We start from the raw sequence: 16,230 nt of genomic DNA on the forward strand, positions 1-16,230 counted from the left end.
CGGTGATCTTGATCGATATGGTCAACTGCTTAGGGTGCGCCAGGACTTCGACCGGGGGATTCCCTGCTGGTCCAGAAGGGCCTGGAAGGCGGTTGGCGGTCTCGGCGAAGGGGCCCGCTGCGTGGCTGGCCGGCCGCTGAGCCGTTCGGTGTTCACGGCGATGGCCGTGAGTACGTGCTGTACGTGCGCTTTTGGCTGTCCGCGGTAGCGGCAGCGGCGCATGCCGTGGCCGTGGGCGAACTCGTTGATTGTGCCCTCCACGCCGGAGCGGACCGCGTAGCGGGCCTTCCACTCCGGCGTCTGCTGCTCAGTGCGGACACGGACTTGCAGGTCACGGAGCTCTCGCGGGGGGAAGCCCACGTTCCGCGCGCCGCTGGAGCTCGTGCACCGGGGACGGTCGGGACACGGCTGGCACTGGCTTTTGGTGAACCGCGCCACGATCAGTGGTGCCGCGGTGGGCGAGGAGCGTCGTGCGCCGCGCTCACCATCCCTGCCTCCGCCCGTCCACCTTGAACAGCCCCGGCGCGGTCTCGGCCAGGATCCCGCGCTCGACCAGACGCTTCAACTTCGCACGCATCCCTTCCACATGACGCGCCTCGGACCCGACCCCCAACTGCGCGCACCTCCTTGCAGCGCATCGCCGCCCCCGTGGTCGCGAACAGGCCGATGACCGCCTGGTACTCCGGCGACATCGCCGTCACATCCAGCTCCGCCTCGGCCACTAGCAACGCCGCCGCCACCCCGCCAGAGCCGTCCCCGTCCCCGTCCCCGTCCCCGTCCCCGGCCACCTGGCCACCGGGCGACGAGGACGGCCCGTCGGCCAGGACTTCATCCACGGTCCCCCGCGTGACCCGCAGCCGCGACAGCTGCACCTCCAGCCGGGACAACTCCTCGGAAAGCCCGGCGATCTGCTCGCGCAGCCGATCGGCCCGGCCACGCACTTCAGCCTCCCTGGCCTCCAGCGCCTCGATCAACGACGGCACCACACCACCCACCCCCGGCTCGGCACCCGCACCCACGGCGGGCTCCACGCCCACGACGCTAGAAGCCCACCATTTCGGTCCCACCGCAGAAGCCCGCGAATCACCCCAACGAGGCACCCTCAGATCTGCGCCTGAAGTTCGATGTACATATTGGCCTTGCCTGGATGGCGTGTGCGGGGCGGCCGGTGGCTGGCCCTGGACGCCCTGGAGACCGGCCTCAGCTGACCTCGGCTCGTGCGTGCGGCAGTCGGCGGACGGCGGTGGAGGCGAGCGGAGCCAAGGCCGCCGCGGCGTAGAGGATGCCCGCGGTCGCAGTCACCCGGAAGCCGCCGAAGGTCTGGGTGAGCGGGCCGACGCTGAGCTGGCCGATCGGTATCGCGAGGTAGGAGAGCAGGTCGTCGTAGGACGAGACGCGGGAGAGCGCGTGAGCGGGGACGTGTTCCTGCAGCGAGGTCTCCCAGCTGATTCCGGAGACGGCGGAACCCAGCCCTGCGACGAACGCGGCACCGGTCAGCCAGGGGGCGTGCAGGCGCGCGCCGAGCGCCAGCAGGGGCAGCGCACCGAGCGCGCTCGCCAGCTGGCCCAGCCGCAGCAGGTGCCGGACCGCCAGCCGGTACATCAGCACGCTCATCAGCAGCAGGCCTGCCCCACGGGCGCTGAGCACGAACCCCCAGACCGCCTCGCTGCTGAGCTGCCGGGTGAGGGTGGGCCCGAGGATCTGCCAGGTGCCGGTCTGCACCAGGTTCATGAGGCAGAAGGCGCCGGTCACCGTCCATACCCACGGCAGGCGGCGGAACTCCGTCCAGCCGTCACGGATGTCTCTGAGCACGGTGCTGCTCTGGCGCTTGGGCGCGGCTGAGATGAGGGGGAGCCGGGCGAGGCATCCGGCCGCGAGCAGGTACGTCAGGGCGTCGAAGGCGATCGCCGTGCCGCCGCCGACGGCCACCACCAGTACCCCGGAGAGGCTCGGTCCGAGGACCTTCGTGGCGCTGTTCGCCGAGCCAAGAGCTGCATTGGCCTGCTGGAGCAGTGTCCGGTCGACGAGTTGGGGCACGACGCCCCGCAGGGCGGGGGTGGTGAACGCGGCGACCACGCCGCTCAGGAGTTCCAGCGCGGCCACCGGAAGCAGCGAGTACCGGTCCGTCAGCAGCAGTACCGCAACACCACCCTGGGTGAGTGCCGAGCCGAGGTTGGCGGCCACCAGCACCGTCCGGCGCGGGAGGCGGTCGGCGGTGGCCCCGCCCAGCAGGAGGAACACGAGCAGGGGCAGCATCCGGGCGGCGAGGATCACCCCGAGATCGCCGGAGCCGGGGGCGGAATCCAGGACGGCGAAGGCCAGCGCGACCGGCGCCATCGAACTGCCGAGCAGGGACACCAGCCGCCCGGCGAAGAACCAGCGGAAGTGCGTCTGTCGAAGGAGAGGTGTGAGCACCGGCCAGAGTCTCCGGTGGCCGGGGAGCGGACGGTATCGTTTCGCCAGGAGGCGAAAGATGACACTGCTGCGGCTCAGCTCGATGGCCCTGTCGCGGTCGCGCTTCGCGCTCTCGCCGCTCGCCGAGACCCTGGCGTCGACGATCCTGCTGGGCAGACCCTGCACCGACCCGTGGCTGCACCCCTGGCACACTCGTCATCTTGGTGCGTTCGACGCCCTGTTGGACGCAGACCCCTTCGCCAAGGGCCTGGTCAGGCTGCTCGGCTCGACCAAGTGGCTGCCCGGATTCGTCGTCATTGCGCCGTCGGGCGGCATGCGGACCGTGCTAGCCACCGAGCTGGCCGAGGTCACCCGGATCTCCGACACCGAGGCGCGCGCCGAGCTGGAGGCGGCCGTCGCGCACAGCTGGAAGCAGCACGACTTGAACTGGCTGACCGGTCACGGCTGGGCGGCCAGGACGGCCGACCTGTTCCGGTACGTCTGGAGGAACTGCGTGCTCCCGGACTGGCCGCGCCGCCGGGCACTGCTGGAACGCGATGTCACCTACCGGGCGGGCCTGCTCGCCGCCTACGGCTGGCCCCGGGCCCTGGAGCAGATGAGCCGGGGCAGCGGCTGGGTCGGCGCCGACGCGATCCGTTTCAGCAACCGCCCCGGGCCCGACCATGTGGTCGCCGACGAGGGCATGCTCTTCGTGCCGGTCAGCGCGTCGAGCGGCACCTGGCTCTGCGACGCGACGCCCGGACGGATCGCGCTGGTCTACCCGGCGCGCGGCTCCGCCACGACGGCACACCCGAGCCCCGAACATGCCCTCGGCCGCCTGATCGGGACCGGCCGGGCGGCGATCCTCACCGAACTCGAACGCCCAGCGACCAGTAGCGAACTCGCCGCCCAGCTCGGCCTCTCGCTCGGCACCGTCGGAGGCCACCTTGCTGTGCTGCGCGAGGCCGACCTGATAGCCGGGACGAGGGTCGGCCGACGGGTCGTCTACCGGCGTACCGCAACCGGCGATCTGCTCTCCAGCCCAGCCGACGTCGCCTGACCAGCCGACCCGCCACCCGCTCCACTGGCGTAGCAGCGTACGTTGCTGCAGGCCAGCAACGTACGCCGCCCTCAGAAGATCTGCACCCATCTTGTATGAGCCAAGAAGCTGACACTCCCGCGAAAGTCGGGTGGAGCGGCGGGCTCAGGGGATGAGCAGGAGTTTGCCGGTGGTCCGGCGGCCTTGGAGATCGGTTTGGGCCTGGGCGGCCTGAGCGAGGGGGTAGTGGGTGGTGTGGGTGGCGGTGAGGGTGCCGTCGCGTAGCCAGGCGAAGACCTCGGCGGCGCGGGTGGCGAGCTCCTCGGGGGCGGTGGCGTGGTCGACCAGGGTCGGCCGGGTCAGGAACAGCGAGCCGGCGGCCGCCAGCCGCTGGGGGTCGAACGGCGGGACCGGGCCGGAGGCGGCCCCAACCAGGACGAAGGTGCCGCGCCGGCGCAAGGACGCCAGCCCCAGCTCGAAGGTGTCCTTGCCGACGCCGTCGAACACCACCTCAACGCCCCGGCCGCCGGTGAGTTCGCGAATCCGGGCGGCGAGCTCGGCCGGCCGGTTCCCGGAGCCGGGTGGCAGCACCAGCACGTCCCGGGCGCCCGCAGCGCGGGCGATCCGGGCCTTGGTCTCGGTGGAGACCGTGCCGACGACGTGGACGCCGCGCCGGGGCAGCACCCGGACGAGCTGCTGTCCCAGCCCTCCGGCGGCGGTCGGCACCAGCGCCGCCTCCCCGGCGATGACCGGGTAGCTGGAGGTGGTGAGGTACTGGGCGGTCAGGCCCTGGGGCAGGACGGCGGCTGCGGCCTGCTCCGTGATGTCCGCCGGTAGCCGGACCGCCGCCCGGACCGGGACGACGGCCTGCTCGGCGTAGCTGCCGGGCGCCGACCACCAGGCGACGCGGTCGCCGGGTGCGAAAGTGTCGGCGCCCGGACCGACGGAGAGGACCGTCCCGGCTCCCTCGCTGCCGGGCACCAGCGGGGCGGCCAGCGGGCTGCGGCCCTCGCGCTCGTACACATCCTTGTAGTTGACGCCTGCGGCCGCCACCCGGACCACCAGTTCGCCGGGGCCGGGAACCGGGTCAGGGCACTCGGTCACCGTGAGTACGACGACTGCTCTCATGGGGTACCTCTCAGCTGGTGTAGCGGGGCAGGCGGTCGACAGGGGCCGTCCGTTCACGTGCCGGTCTGCGGCGTTGAGCGCCTCGTCCAGGATCTCCAGGCCCTGACGGGCCTCCTCGTCGGTGATGGTGCACGGCGGCACGACGTGGATGCGGTTGAAGTTGTAGACCGGCCACATGCCGCGCTCCTTGCAGGCGGCGACCACCTCGTCCACCGGCCGGGTCTGCGCTCCGCTCGCCGCGTAGGGCACCAGCATCTCGCGCGTCCCACGGTCACGGACCAGCTCGACCGCCCAGAACACGCCGAGTCCACGCACCTCGCCGACGGAGGGGTGGCGCTCGGCGATCTCGCGCAGACCGGGGTGACGGCGCTGGATGTCGCGAAGCGGTCCGGGCGGCAGAACGAGCTGCTCCGGGGTGTTGCCCGCGCCGAGGCGGGCGGGCAGCCAGCCAGCCGGGCGGCGCCGGCCGGGACGGCGGCCAGCATCTCGGCGGTGGCCGGGTTCTCCTCGGAGGCGAGGCGCAGGTCCGCCGCCGCCGAGCGGACCCCGGCGGCCGGCGTGCCGACCAGGACCACCAGTAGCCACGGGAAGGACCGTCAGCGCCGCTCCCACGCCCGACTCCCGCCGTCCGGGCCCGCCTGATCCCACACCCGGGCGCACGCCGCCAGCTGCGCCGCGGCCTCCTCGGCGCCGACACCGGGACCGGTGGCGTTCCACGAACGCTCGCGGCCGGTGGCGTTCCTGGCCGGTGCCGGCGGTGTAGGCGAGCTCGGCGGCGGGACGGTACCCCGCCCTCGACCGGCAACTCGGGGGCGGGGAGGAAGTCGAGCGGGCCGCAGCCGCACGACGCCGAGCCGACCTACCCGTCGACCCGCCTCGACACCGCCCCGGCTCCGCATACCCACGACACGGCCTGCGGTTGCGGCGGCCATCTGGACCCGGAGCGACCCGGCTTCGACTTGCCGCTGCCCATCTGATCGCGGAACTCGTGGGACCGGCCCCGGCCCCGGCGCCTCGGTGTCGGGGCCTAGGATCGGCGGAGGCGCGCGGAGTTCGCGGGCCGGGGGGAGGCATTCACCATGGTTCGTGACAATGGGTACGGCGAGCTCGGCAAGAGGTTCGAGGCGTACCTCCGGGCCGGCGTACCAGCGTTGCAGAAGGCGGGGTAAACCCGACCGCCTTCCTGAAGATGATCGTGATCTCCGGCGGGGTGATCACCGCGAAGCAGCTTCTGGCCTCGGTCAAGGACACATCCGACGGATTTGCCAAGCTGTGGGAGAAGAAGAAGCTCGATTCCAGCGTCGAATTTGCGGTGTGCCTGCCCTGGTTCAGGGAGTTGTTCACCGACGAGGAAGTCGACCGGGCTCGGTTCCGCCTGACGGAGCACGGCTTCGACCTGGAGCGGATCAGCGGTGTCACGGCACCGGACTGGTACACCGCGCCGGTTGCGGACCAACCGGACCGGGCTGACACAGCGGCACGGACCGCGGAGCGCCTCGGTGAGTGGGGCCGACCGGCACCGCCGCCGACCTACCGGCAGCGCGTCGAGGCGGAGGAGGCGGCACAGAGCGCCCGTCCCGCCACCAGTGCGGCGCTGAAGACCGAGGTGGTGCGCTCGGCCGTGTTCCGGGAGCGCGCCGGGGGCCGCTGCGAGCATCCCGGATGCGGCCATCCCGGCTTCCATGTGATTGGCCGCAACGAGCAGCCCATCGTCGAGGTCGACCACGTCGACGGCCTGAAAGACGGAGGCCTGGACCATCCGGTCAACATGGTGGTGCTCTGCCCCAACTGCCATGCCGTCAAGACCCGGGGACGTGACGCCGTGATCGCCGGCCTGACGCTGCCCTGGAGCTCCGGCGCGGTCGAAGGGCACGTCAACCGCATCAAGATGATCAAACGCCAAATGTACGGTCGTGCGGGCTTCGACCTTCTGCGCAAGCGGGTCCTGCTGGCCGACTGAGCACCGCCTTCGACTCTCAGGTGTGAGGCCAGGGATCGATCCCCGCCTCCTTGAGGAGCCGCTCCTCCCGCCAGTTCAAGAAGAGCGCCTGCTCGGGGGAGAATCCGCCCATGCTCGTGATTTCTCCGGTCATGAGGCCGACGAGGAACTCGACCATCCCGCACGCGTGGGCCACCCAGTCGCCTTCGCGTGCGAGCACAAGGACGGTCCAGCTGTCCGGGTCCGGATCCGAGGTGTCCCAGAATGCATGGTTGGCACCGCAGTCCATCGCCCAGGAGATCCGTCCCCGCAGGTCCGGGTCCTCATCCGGCTCCAGATCCAGCAGGCCGTATCCGTCCTCGTTCAACTCCTCGAACGTCAGTGGGCGTCGGACCCCCGGGGCAACCAGGAGCGGCAGCCCTACGAAGAAGCCGTTGTCGATCGAGCCACCACCGTAGACAGAGACGAAGTCGCGGTAGTCCGCGGGGAAGTCAGTCCCCCACTTCCGGCGGGCCTCATCCCAATCGATCGCATCACCGGCTCCGGCGTGTGGTGGCATCAGCTCAGCCAGCCTGGCGACGCTCGGATGCATCAGGAGTCCTTCCAAGAGGCTCAGCCAGAGCGCCTTCGTCCGCTTTGTCCGCACGTCGGCGCAACTTCAATCCGGGACACCCTACTGATCAAGCCTCCGTATTATGAATCTCGTTACCCACGGTCACCAACCACAGAACTCGTGCCTGAGCAGTGAGAGCACCTGTCGCTCGGCGGCGAGAGCACCCCGTGCCACGGGAGAGTGATGTCGCCGAGTTTTGAGAGCACTCGGGTGCTTGCTTCGGGACCATGGCTGTGCTCGTCACGACGAGGGGGTCCGGGTGCTGCCGAAGTCCAAGGTCGATCTGTACGCGGCGATCCGCCGTGACTCGCGCGCCGGCCTGTCTCAGCGTGCCCTGCAGCGCAAGTACGGGGTCGGCTTCCTGACGGTGCAGAAGGCCCTGGAGTCGGCCCTGAGAGGAGTCGCCGGCCCGCCAGCCAGCCCTGTTCGACGACCCCGCAGCGGCCTGCAACGCCGTCGAGCCCACTGCAGCAGCACCGAGCTGCTGCTGCAGTGGGCCCACGTCACCTACCACTACCGCGCGCTGCGCAGCGCCCGGACCTGCGCCTGGCTGCCGGCGTCCGTGTTCGTCACCGTCCTGCAAGGCATCGAGGACGGCGACCTGATCGTCGGGCGGAGCTCGGCCTCCACCGCCCACCCGCGACAGCGGGCGCTGCCCGGCAGATCGGCGGAGCCCCCACAGCGGGCAAGACGCTCGACCTGGCAGCCCTTCGCCGGCACGCCGCCCAGGAACTGCTGGAAGAGACCGGCCTGGCCACCGATCCCCAGGACCTGACCGTATGGGGCGTCACCCGTGGCGACCACGGCAACGTCGGCATCCACTTCCGGGCACCGGCAGCACCGGCCACCCCGGTGCTCCCTCATCGAGGCGCTGGCGCTGGAGGACCCGAACAGCCGGGCTGCCTACGACACCCGCCAGGCCGCCGGGAGAAGAAGGCCAAGCAGGCCCACCGCGCGCTGATGCAGACCCTGGCATGCACCGACTGCAGCCAGGTCCCCACGCAGGAGAGCACCTACGAGTACGGGCTCCACGGCCAGTGGACCCGCCGCCGCAGCGGCCGCTGCTGGTCCTGCCGCCAGGACCGAAAGGAACGGCTGGAACGGGAGGCTGAAGAGAAGCGGGAGGCCGCCGGGAGGCGAACGCCGGGCTGCGCCCGTGTTGGACGTGCTGGGGTTCGATCGGTGGGGTAGGGCGGCGCGCTGGTCGGCTTCCTCGCGGAGCTGTCGTAACACCACCTCCTGGTTGCCGGGGGATGCTTTTCCCCAACGCCCTATGGCTTTCCGGCGGCCTCGATGTTGGAGATCATCCTGCGCAGCACCTTGAGCGTGGCCGCGTAGTCGTCGTCGCTGATGCCGTCGTGGACCACGGCACGAAGATCGGTTACCAGTTCACGCAGCCGTGTCCTGGCCGCTTCTCCTGCATCGGTGAGGTACAGGTGGTCTGTGGCGTCGGTCCGTAGCCAGCCACGGTGGAGCAGCTGGGCGACGACGCGGGGGATCTCGTGTTGCCCATCCGCGAGGGGCAGCAGCTGGGCGGCTATCTCGTCGCGGCTCGGCGCCGCAGGCTGGTACTTGACGCTGTTGAGCACCCAGTACTGCGGCTGCGTGACGTCGATCCCTGCCATGGCGTCACGCAGATGCCTGGTAACGACGGCGTGAGCCTGACCGCTCCAGTAGCCGATTGGCTGGCTGGCCAGTATGTCGTCGGTGGCATTCGGATTGGCCGGTGCCTGGTCGGTGGTGGTGCCGGTCAGGAAGTCCATGATCACGATGCTATATCCGGGCGTCCGGCCTGGGGCGGATGTTCTCGACGCCTGAGGGCAGTGGGATGGCCCCGCTCGTACCCATCGGTGCCGCTTCGCCCGTCGAAGCCCTGTGGCGTCCCGCGGCCGCCCCCACTGTCGCCGACGTCCCCGCGCAGCAGACGACGGCCGCACCCGTCCCGGCCCGCCGGTGCTCCGCTTCGTCCAGGACCAGGAGACCGAGCGCCCAGGCGAAGTGGAGCCGTTCCGGCGCCGGCACCTGGTCCTCACCGCCCACCTCCTCGGCCACCTGGCGCAGGCCGCCGCCCAGACCGGGCAAGGACGACCCCGACCGCGCGCCGGTGCTGATGGTCGAGGTCGACCGCTCCACCATGTCGCCGGAGCGGGTGGCCGCGAAGTTCACCGCCTACCGCGAGCTGTTCCGCACGAAGGTGAAGAGCATCGACCCGGCGCTGGCCACCGAGGACCCGACCGACCGGGACGGTCCACTGGTGGCGCCGGACCTGGCCCGGCCACACCCGGCCGGGCCACCCGCCCGTCGCCCTGGTCGTCACCGACGCCGGGCCCCTCGCCCTGGCCAACCGTCAGCAGGCGGTGGCGGACCTGGGCCGCGACGCCTGGGGCGGTGGCTGGTGGGTCATCCGAGGAGACGATGCCGACGGGGACGGCTGGCGCGAGTACAACGGCGCGGTGCCGGTCATCACCACCACCCTGGAGCTGTTGGCCGAGCACGGCCCGCTCGGGCCGGTGTGGTGGCGCTACGGCCGCCAAGGCCGGCACACTCTGCTGGACGCGCTGGAGAGAGCCCGGACACCCGCGCCGCCTACGACGAGCGGCAGAAGGCCCGGGAGAAGAAGGCCCACCAGGAGCACCAGGAGCTGATGAACATCCTGGCCTGCTCGTGAGTTCGGAAATCTCCCTCAGGCACGCAGGAACGCCAGGACCGCCTCCGTAAACGCCTCCGGTTCGGTGTGATGGATCAGATGTCCGGCTGGAACGGTGACAACTCGCCCACCCGGAATGCGACGGGCCAACTCGGCAATGCCGTCCTGGGGCACATGGCTGTCTGGACCGCCGGCCACGATGAGGGTCACCGCCGTGATTTGGCTCAACCGCTCCAGCCATGCCGGGTTAGGCACGTCGACCTGCCTCCTGATGGCCAACACCATCTCCCAGTCGAAGGGCAGCTCCCCCTCTGGCCTGGTTGGGGAGGTCAGCTCCCGGGGACGTGGAACTGGAACGTCCTCCAATACGAGTCGGTCCACCCGCCGCGGATGGTCCTCGGCGAGGAGATAGGCCACGATCCCACCCATCGAGTGGCCGATCAGGTCCACACGGTCAAGTGCCAGCGCATCCAGGAAGCCGAGTACGTCGGCCTGCATGAGTTCCAGCGAGTAGTGGTTCGGCCAGTCGCTCTGACCGTGACCACGCAGGTCGAGTGCGTACACGCGCCAGTAGCGGGCGAAGGCGGGCGCCACCGAGTCCCAGTCCGTGGCGCCCTCGCCCAGAGCGTGCAACAGAACTAGCGGCGGAGCATCCAGCGGTCCCGAGACCTGGTAGGCAAGCCGGACTCCTCCAACGTCAATTGAGCGATGATCAGCCATACCCGAAAAGTATCCTCAGGTCACGTCCGCTGGAGTGGTGTATCGACGGCCACTCGGTGATCCAGTTTCAGGTTAGGCCGTGAGGGCGGCGGTGGTGGTCTCGTCGGGGGTTTCTCCCTCGATCGGGTGGAGGCGGCAGCGGCCGAGGATCTCGGAGCCGATGTAGCGCCGTTGTTCGGCCCATTCGTCGCTCTGCCCGGACAGGACGGCGCCGACCAGGCGGACGATCGAGGATCGGTCGGGGAAGATTCCGACGACGTCGGTGCGGCGCCGGATCTCCTTGTTCAGGCGCTCCTGCGGGTTGTTCGACCAGATCGACTTCCAGACCGTTCTCGGGAAGGCCGCGAACGCCAGCAGGTCTTCGCGGACGCTGTCCAAGTGCTCTGCGGCTTTGGGGAATCGCTCGTCGAGGGCGGCGATGACCGTGGCCATCTGCTTTCGCACCGCGCCGGCGTCGGGCTGTTCGAAGACAGTCCGCAGGAGAGTGGCGACCCACGGCTGGGCGGACCTCGGAACCTGCGACAGCAGGTTCCTCGCGTAGTGCGTTCGACAGCGCTGCCAGGACGCGCCGGGCAGGGTGGCGCCGATGGCGTCCACCAGGCCGGCGTGGGCGTCGGAGACAACCAGCTTGACACCGCCCAGTCCGCGGGCGACCAACGACCGGAGAAAGGCGAGCCAGCCGGCTCCGTCCTCGGTGGTGGCGACATCCAGGCCAAGAACCTCGCGCTGGCCCTCGTTGTTGACGCCGACCGCGACCAGGCAGTGGACGTTGACCACGCGACCGCCCTCGCGGACCTTCTGGGTCAGCGCGTCGACCCAGACGAACATGTAAGGGCCCTGGTCGAGCGGGCGGCCCCGGAACTCGCCGACCCGTTCGTCCAAGTACTCGGCCATCTCGCTGACCTGGGACTTCGAGAGCTGGGTGACGCCCAGGGTTTCGGCGAGCTTCTCCACCCGCCGCGTCGAGACGCCGAGCAGGTAGCAGGTGGCGACCACCGAGATCAGGGCCTGCTCGGCCCGGCGGCGGCGCTCCAGCAACCAGGACGGGAAGTACGAGCCGGAGCGGACCCTGGGAATCGCCAGATCGATCGTCCCGGCCCGGGTGTCCCAGCCCCGATGCCGCTATCCATTACGGGAGTTGACCCGCTCATCGCTCGGCCGTCCGTACTCGCCGCCGCACGCGCGGTCGACGTCGGCCGACATCATCGCCTCGGCGAACGACTTCACCATCGCCCGCAACAAGTCGGGACTCGCCGAGGCAAGGTTCTCCTCCAGCAGGGCAGCGAACCGCAGACTGTCGGAAGCGGTCGTCGTGTTGGTCTCCTCTTCGTGACGTCAGACATCTCGAAGGATCAACCGGTGGCCGTCTCACGTTTTCAGGCGACACCCGCTACCGGGACGAAACCCCCAGAACGGATGGAACCCGTACACCACGTCCCTGGACGCAACCCCGGCCTGTTGCCGAACACCCGCCGGGGGAGTGGTGAGGCTGATCTCCTGCCACCGGCTCCAGCGTCCGGCACTGCCGATGAGATGCTCCGGCCGGAAGCCGCCCCTTCGAGCTGGCAACAGCCACATATTCGGACCGTCTCGTATTCCTCCACCGGACCGGGGCCAGCGCGAGGACAGTCGATAGGTCCACCATCGCAAAACACCCTGCGGGTGTTCCCGCTCGCCGAACGACAGACCCGACATCCACCCAGCGCCCTACGAAGATGCGGGGCTGCTACCAGCCGATGCCCCCAAAACCGAGCAACGGGCCGTGCCCTTGACCTGAATCCGGTGGTTGTCCTGGACAACGCCGACCGGGACCTGACCGCGGACCGCGGAAGACCTCGCCGTGTGGCCAGACATGCTGCAAGCGGCTTCGGCGCTATCGACACCCGCCGCAGAGCTACCGCGGCCCAGGTCTACAGCCCGCGAGCTGACACCGCGCCGACAGGCGATCAGCTCCGCGCCGAGGACGACAAAGGGCACGACACCGTTCAGGACTGAGCACGACCGGAGACTTCTGCCGAACACCGTGTCCTGCGGCAGCGTGGTCCAGTCGACGCGGCCGTCCGAACCCAGCCACCACTGCCGGGTGGTGGCGCACGCGCGCGGCCAGATGATCGGCCAGGCCGGGAAACTCACCAGCCTCGAGCCGACGGTGAACCCCGACGGCGGGACGATGCTCTGGACCCGGCCCACCACATGACTTCCAGGCCTGCTGGACGAGCGCCAGCCAGCTCCAAGAGAAGCAACAGACAGCGCTGACGAAGCCCGCACCCGCCACGACCCTTGCCACGGCAACGGGTTACGCTGCGCCCTACCACACGCAGTCGTGCCGAGGGGGAGAGCATGGCGCAGATTGTCGTACCCGGGCCGGAGCCCGACTGGCAGCCGGCCACCGTCCCGCCGTACTACGTCGGCCGGAACCCGGCCGCGCAGTCCAGCCTCTGGGAAGCCGCCGCGAGCAGCTTCCGGATGATCGCCGGCCTGAAGCCCCCACTGGACGCCCTGGCCGCACGGCTGCGCCTGACGGTGGAACGCAGCTGGGAAGATCCCGGCGAGGTGAACGCCGCCGTGTTCACGATCAACCGGCGGCACTTCGCGCTCAGCCTCATGACCTACGGTCAGGACGAGACGTGGGTGTGGCTGCACCGCTCCCACGAAGAAGAAGACGAAGCACTCCGGGTACTGCTCGACGCCCTCGGCCTGGAGGAGGACGCGGTGGTCTTCACCGGTGGCCCCGATACCGGTTTCCACTACCGCGACACCAGCCGGCACACCTGAGCCGCCCCACCGACCCCAGCCGCGACCCGGCCCGCACACCGCCAACCCTTCCCGCAACCACCGCGACCCAACCCACCTTCCTGACACGCCGGGACGACCCCCGAACCATCACCCACACCCCGTCCGGGCTGCGAGACTTGCTGTCCGTGACCACCAACCCTCGCCCCCCGGCCCCGGCCTCAGACCCCACGTCGAAAACCACCCAGCGTCGGCAACCGCGTCCGGATCAGGCGGCCGCCATCGCCGCCGCCGCCCGGCAGCTGCGCCGTGCGGGGTCGCGGGCGACGGTGGTCTCCGCGTGTGGGACGGGCAAGACGCTGATCGGGATCCGGGTCAGCGAGGAGGCCGACGCCCACAGGACGATGGTGGTACTGCCGACGAAGGACCTGGCGGTGCAGACGGCCCTGGCGTGGCGCGCGGACCACCGCACGGAGCCGATGCTGCTGGTCTCCTCGATGGACGCCGGCGCGAGCACCGACCTGAAGATGGCGAACGTCGGCAGCACCAGCGACTTCACCATCCTCGCTCGCCTGATGAAGACCACCGAGCAGCTGACGGTGTTCGTCCTCTACGACAGCCTCCGCAAGATCACCGAAGCCCAACAGGCCCTACAAGCACCCGCGTTCGACCTCGCGATCATGGACGAGGCCCACCGGATCTCCGGCCACCACGACAAGAACTGGGCCAGGGCCCTCGACGACCGCGAGGTCCAGGCCGACCGGCGCCTGTTCCTCACAGCGACCCCCCGCATCTGGGACAGCCCCGACCTGACCGAGGACCCCGACGCCACACCCCACCGCCCACGCCGACGCACCACCACCAACCGCGCGTCCCGCGATCCGCGGCTGATCAACTCACTCGACAACACCCACCTCTACGGCCCCACCGTCCACCACTACCCCCTCCACCAAGCCATCGAGGACGGCGTCCTCGCCGACTACCGCATCCTCATCCCCACCATCACCGACACCGACCTCCACAAGCGCCTCCACGACACCACCACGGCGCCCGCCACCACGACTACGCCCGCCACCTCCACCAGCTCCCGGGCCGGCAGCGCGCTGCGCACCACCGCCCTGCACCTCGCCGTCCACAAGGCCATGACGGACAACGGCCTCCACCATGTCATCGTCTACTTCAACGAAGTCGCCACCGCCCGCGACTTCACCCGCGAATACCCCCACACCCTGCGCCTCCTCCCCCCAGAGCTGCGCCCGCCCACCATCCCCAGGGTCCTGCACATCAACGGCGACGACCTGCCCGACGACCGCCGCGACACCCTCGACGCCTTCACCGCAGCACCCGCCGCGATCCTCACCAACTCCAAGGTCCTCACCGAAGGCATCGACATCGGAGCTGTCGACGGCATCGTCATCGCCGACACGACCCGTAGCGTCATCCGCTGCGTCCAGGCCCTCGGCCGCGCCCTGCGCAAGCCCGCCGGGGCCGACAAACTCGCCCACCTGATCATCCCCGCCTACATCCCGGCGGGCGCCGACCCCAACGACATCCTCGGCACCCCTTACGAACCCGTCTGGGCGATCGCCACCGCGCTGCGCAGCCACGACCACCGGATCGCGGACCGGCTGCCGAACCGCTCCAACCGGCTGCCGGGGGAGATCCGCGAACTGGTCAAGCGCCGCTGGCGCTTCGACTACGACATCCACCCCGAGGCGATCGCCAGAGCGATGGACCTCATCTCCTTCGACCCCGCACACATCAGCACCCGGCCCCGCCTCAAGGGCCTGGCCTCCGCCCAGGCCTACCGCGACGAACACGGCCACCTCGCCGTCCCGCACGAGTACGTCGACCCCTACGGCTACACCCTGGGCGAGTTCATCTCCGGCCAGCGCACCGCCTACCACCAAGGCACCCTTCTACCCGAGTGGACCGCCGAACTCGACGCCCTCGGCATGATCTGGAACGCCCCCGAAGCCCAATGGCAGGCCAACCTCACCACCATCACCAACCACCACCAGCAGACCGGCCACCTCGCCATCCCCACCACCGACCCCGGCGGCCGCTTCCTCGCCGAACAACGCACCAAAGCCACCCGCGGCCAACTCACCCCCCAACGCACCGCCGACCTCGACCACATCGACCCCCACTGGCGCCTGCCCCACGGCCCCGACTGGCACCGCAAATACGCCACCCTCCGCACCCACCTACGCGCTGGCAACGACCCCGCGAACCTCCACCCCGACAGCGTCCTCGCGGGCATCAAGATCGGGCCCTGGCTGCAGCGCCAGCTCACCGGATGGGCCAAGCTCCATACTGACCAACAGCGCCTGCTCACCGAGCTCGGCCTCACCCCGCAGACCAACCCCCTCCGGCCGGCCCCCGCGCGCACCCGCCGGACTTTCCGTCAGAACCATGACCTCCTCGATGCCTTCCTCATCCGCGAGGAAGGCCGGCTCCCCGAAGCCCGCGAGAGCATCACCGTCGACGGCGAGAAGATCGCGATCGGAGCCTGGCTCGCCAAGACGAGAAGCAAAGCCCGCAGCGGCGCGCTCCGAGCCGAAGACCAGGCGGCGATCACCAGCCTTCTCGGGGAGGGATGGGCCGCCACCCCGGACACGGCGTGATTCGGGAGGGACGGGAGCCGAACTCCGAAGACACGGGAAAAATACGCTAAGGCAACAGGGCTGAGCCAGCCCAGCCCGAGAAGGCACGCCGCGCTGGGGGAGCGGAGCTATCTCAGGAGGTCTAGACCAATTAGCATGGATCACTCGCGCTCCAACCAGAGGCCCGTCCAGTCAGCCCGTTTTGAGATCAACTAAAAAGTAAGCAAGCATAGATGACGAAGCATCAGCCACTCAGGACGTTGGAGCGAAGCGGAGACGGCCCGCCCGAAAGCGAAGCGTCGGGCCAGACCTGACCGAAGGTCAGGTCCAGGACACGCGGAGCGGCTCCGACCGCGCGGAGCGCGAATCAGAGCCTGGCGGACGGCGGGGCGATGGAGGGCAAGACCACCG

15 protein-coding genes and 2 pseudogenes are annotated in these 16,230 nt (G+C 69.9%); 8 read left to right on the forward strand and 9 right to left on the reverse strand.

Annotation, left to right across the window (positions count from 1 at the left end):
• Nucleotides 1-21 precede the first annotated feature (21 nt).
• The 3 genes from ACR68M_RS35415 to ACR68M_RS35425 all read right to left on the reverse strand — a co-directional run bounded on the left by ACR68M_RS35415 (nt 22) and on the right by ACR68M_RS35425 (nt 2,415).
• Nucleotides 22-438: a transposase gene (locus tag ACR68M_RS35415; RefSeq protein WP_441248262.1), complete on the reverse strand. Its 417-nt coding sequence runs from the start codon at nt 436-438 to the stop codon at nt 22-24.
• A 2-nt stretch (nt 439-440) separates the two neighbouring features.
• Nucleotides 441-1,031 carry a hypothetical protein gene (locus ACR68M_RS35420; protein WP_441248263.1) on the reverse strand — a complete coding sequence of 197 codons (591 nt, stop codon included), beginning with the start codon at nt 1,029-1,031 and terminating at the stop codon, nt 441-443.
• A 169-nt stretch (nt 1,032-1,200) separates the two neighbouring features.
• Nucleotides 1,201-2,415, reverse strand: coding sequence for an MFS transporter (locus ACR68M_RS35425; protein WP_441248264.1), 1,215 nt, complete (start codon nt 2,413-2,415; stop codon nt 1,201-1,203).
• 58 nt (nt 2,416-2,473) lie between these two features.
• Here ACR68M_RS35425 and ACR68M_RS35430 point away from each other — a divergent pair, with 58 nt between their 5' ends.
• A complete protein-coding gene (locus ACR68M_RS35430) occupies nt 2,474-3,454 on the forward strand; it encodes a helix-turn-helix domain-containing protein (RefSeq protein ID WP_441248265.1) in 981 nt (326 codons plus the stop codon).
• 144 nt (nt 3,455-3,598) lie between these two features.
• Here ACR68M_RS35430 and ACR68M_RS35435 read toward each other — a convergent pair whose 3' ends face one another.
• Nucleotides 3,599-4,876 carry a zinc-binding dehydrogenase gene (locus ACR68M_RS35435; protein ID WP_441248266.1) on the reverse strand — a complete coding sequence of 426 codons (1,278 nt, stop codon included), beginning with the start codon at nt 4,874-4,876 and terminating at the stop codon, nt 3,599-3,601.
• A 15-nt stretch (nt 4,877-4,891) separates the two neighbouring features.
• Here ACR68M_RS35435 and ACR68M_RS35440 point away from each other — a divergent pair, with 15 nt between their 5' ends.
• On the forward strand, nt 4,892-5,203 hold the full coding sequence (locus tag ACR68M_RS35440; RefSeq protein WP_441248267.1) for a hypothetical protein: 312 nt from the start codon (nt 4,892-4,894) through the stop codon (nt 5,201-5,203).
• A gap of 547 nt (nt 5,204-5,750) precedes the next feature.
• A pseudogene (locus tag ACR68M_RS35445) lies at nt 5,751-6,356 on the forward strand (HNH endonuclease); the annotation flags it as partial.
• 181 nt (nt 6,357-6,537) lie between these two features.
• Here the strand turns inward: ACR68M_RS35445 and ACR68M_RS35450 are convergent.
• Nucleotides 6,538-7,092 (reverse strand): SMI1/KNR4 family protein, encoded by a 555-nt coding sequence (locus tag ACR68M_RS35450; RefSeq protein WP_441248268.1) that lies wholly within the window; start codon nt 7,090-7,092, stop codon nt 6,538-6,540.
• Between the two features lie 280 nt (nt 7,093-7,372).
• On the opposite strand from ACR68M_RS35450, the gene ACR68M_RS35455 reads away from it, so the two are divergent.
• Nucleotides 7,373-7,888 (forward strand): hypothetical protein, encoded by a 516-nt coding sequence (locus ACR68M_RS35455; protein WP_441248269.1) that lies wholly within the window; start codon nt 7,373-7,375, stop codon nt 7,886-7,888.
• 496 nt (nt 7,889-8,384) lie between these two features.
• Here the strand turns inward: ACR68M_RS35455 and ACR68M_RS35460 are convergent, their stop codons facing one another.
• Together ACR68M_RS35460 and ACR68M_RS35465 are read right to left on the reverse strand one after the other, a co-directional pair.
• Nucleotides 8,385-8,876, reverse strand: a complete 492-nt coding sequence (locus ACR68M_RS35460; protein WP_441248270.1) for a MarR family winged helix-turn-helix transcriptional regulator — start codon at nt 8,874-8,876, stop codon at nt 8,385-8,387.
• 10 nt (nt 8,877-8,886) lie between these two features.
• Nucleotides 8,887-9,279 carry a hypothetical protein gene (locus ACR68M_RS35465; RefSeq protein ID WP_441248273.1) on the reverse strand — a complete coding sequence of 131 codons (393 nt, stop codon included), beginning with the start codon at nt 9,277-9,279 and terminating at the stop codon, nt 8,887-8,889.
• Between the two features lie 191 nt (nt 9,280-9,470).
• On the opposite strand from ACR68M_RS35465, the gene ACR68M_RS35470 reads away from it, so the two are divergent.
• Nucleotides 9,471-9,758: a hypothetical protein gene (locus ACR68M_RS35470; protein WP_441248272.1), complete on the forward strand. Its 288-nt coding sequence runs from the start codon at nt 9,471-9,473 to the stop codon at nt 9,756-9,758.
• A gap of 38 nt (nt 9,759-9,796) precedes the next feature.
• On the opposite strand, the gene ACR68M_RS35475 is transcribed toward ACR68M_RS35470, so the two are convergent.
• Both ACR68M_RS35475 and ACR68M_RS35480 read right to left on the reverse strand, forming a co-directional pair.
• A complete protein-coding gene (locus ACR68M_RS35475; RefSeq protein ID WP_441248271.1) occupies nt 9,797-10,480 on the reverse strand; it encodes an alpha/beta fold hydrolase in 684 nt (227 codons plus the stop codon).
• Nucleotides 10,481-10,552: 72 nt separating this feature from the next.
• Nucleotides 10,553-11,773: pseudogene (locus ACR68M_RS35480) on the reverse strand (IS256 family transposase).
• Between the two features lie 745 nt (nt 11,774-12,518).
• Between ACR68M_RS35480 and ACR68M_RS35485 the strand changes: the two are divergent.
• From ACR68M_RS35485 to ACR68M_RS35495, 3 genes are all read left to right on the forward strand, one after another.
• Nucleotides 12,519-12,677 carry a hypothetical protein gene (locus tag ACR68M_RS35485; RefSeq protein ID WP_441251816.1) on the forward strand — a complete coding sequence of 53 codons (159 nt, stop codon included), beginning with the start codon at nt 12,519-12,521 and terminating at the stop codon, nt 12,675-12,677.
• Between the two features lie 143 nt (nt 12,678-12,820).
• Nucleotides 12,821-13,255: a hypothetical protein gene (locus tag ACR68M_RS35490; protein ID WP_441251817.1), complete on the forward strand. Its 435-nt coding sequence runs from the start codon at nt 12,821-12,823 to the stop codon at nt 13,253-13,255.
• A 146-nt stretch (nt 13,256-13,401) separates the two neighbouring features.
• Nucleotides 13,402-15,840 (forward strand): Helicase associated domain protein, encoded by a 2,439-nt coding sequence (locus ACR68M_RS35495; protein WP_441251818.1) that lies wholly within the window; start codon nt 13,402-13,404, stop codon nt 15,838-15,840.
• Nucleotides 15,841-16,230 lie beyond the last annotated feature (390 nt).

This window comes from Kitasatospora sp. McL0602 (assembly GCF_052076145.1).
Lineage (GTDB): Bacteria > Actinomycetota > Actinomycetes > Streptomycetales > Streptomycetaceae > Kitasatospora.

Bases quoted from the DNA above. Each gene is read 5' to 3' on its own strand.
- ACR68M_RS35430 (WP_441248265.1), top strand. From the start codon at position 2,474: ATGACACTGCTGCGGCTCAGCTCGATGGCCCTGTCGCGGTCGCGCTTC.
- ACR68M_RS35450 (WP_441248268.1), bottom strand. From the start codon at position 7,092: ATGCATCCGAGCGTCGCCAGGCTGGCTGAGCTGATGCCACCACACGCC.
- ACR68M_RS35460 (WP_441248270.1), bottom strand. From the start codon at position 8,876: ATGGACTTCCTGACCGGCACCACCACCGACCAGGCACCGGCCAATCCG.
- ACR68M_RS35475 (WP_441248271.1), bottom strand. From the start codon at position 10,480: ATGGCTGATCATCGCTCAATTGACGTTGGAGGAGTCCGGCTTGCCTAC.
- ACR68M_RS35490 (WP_441251817.1), top strand. From the start codon at position 12,821: ATGGCGCAGATTGTCGTACCCGGGCCGGAGCCCGACTGGCAGCCGGCC.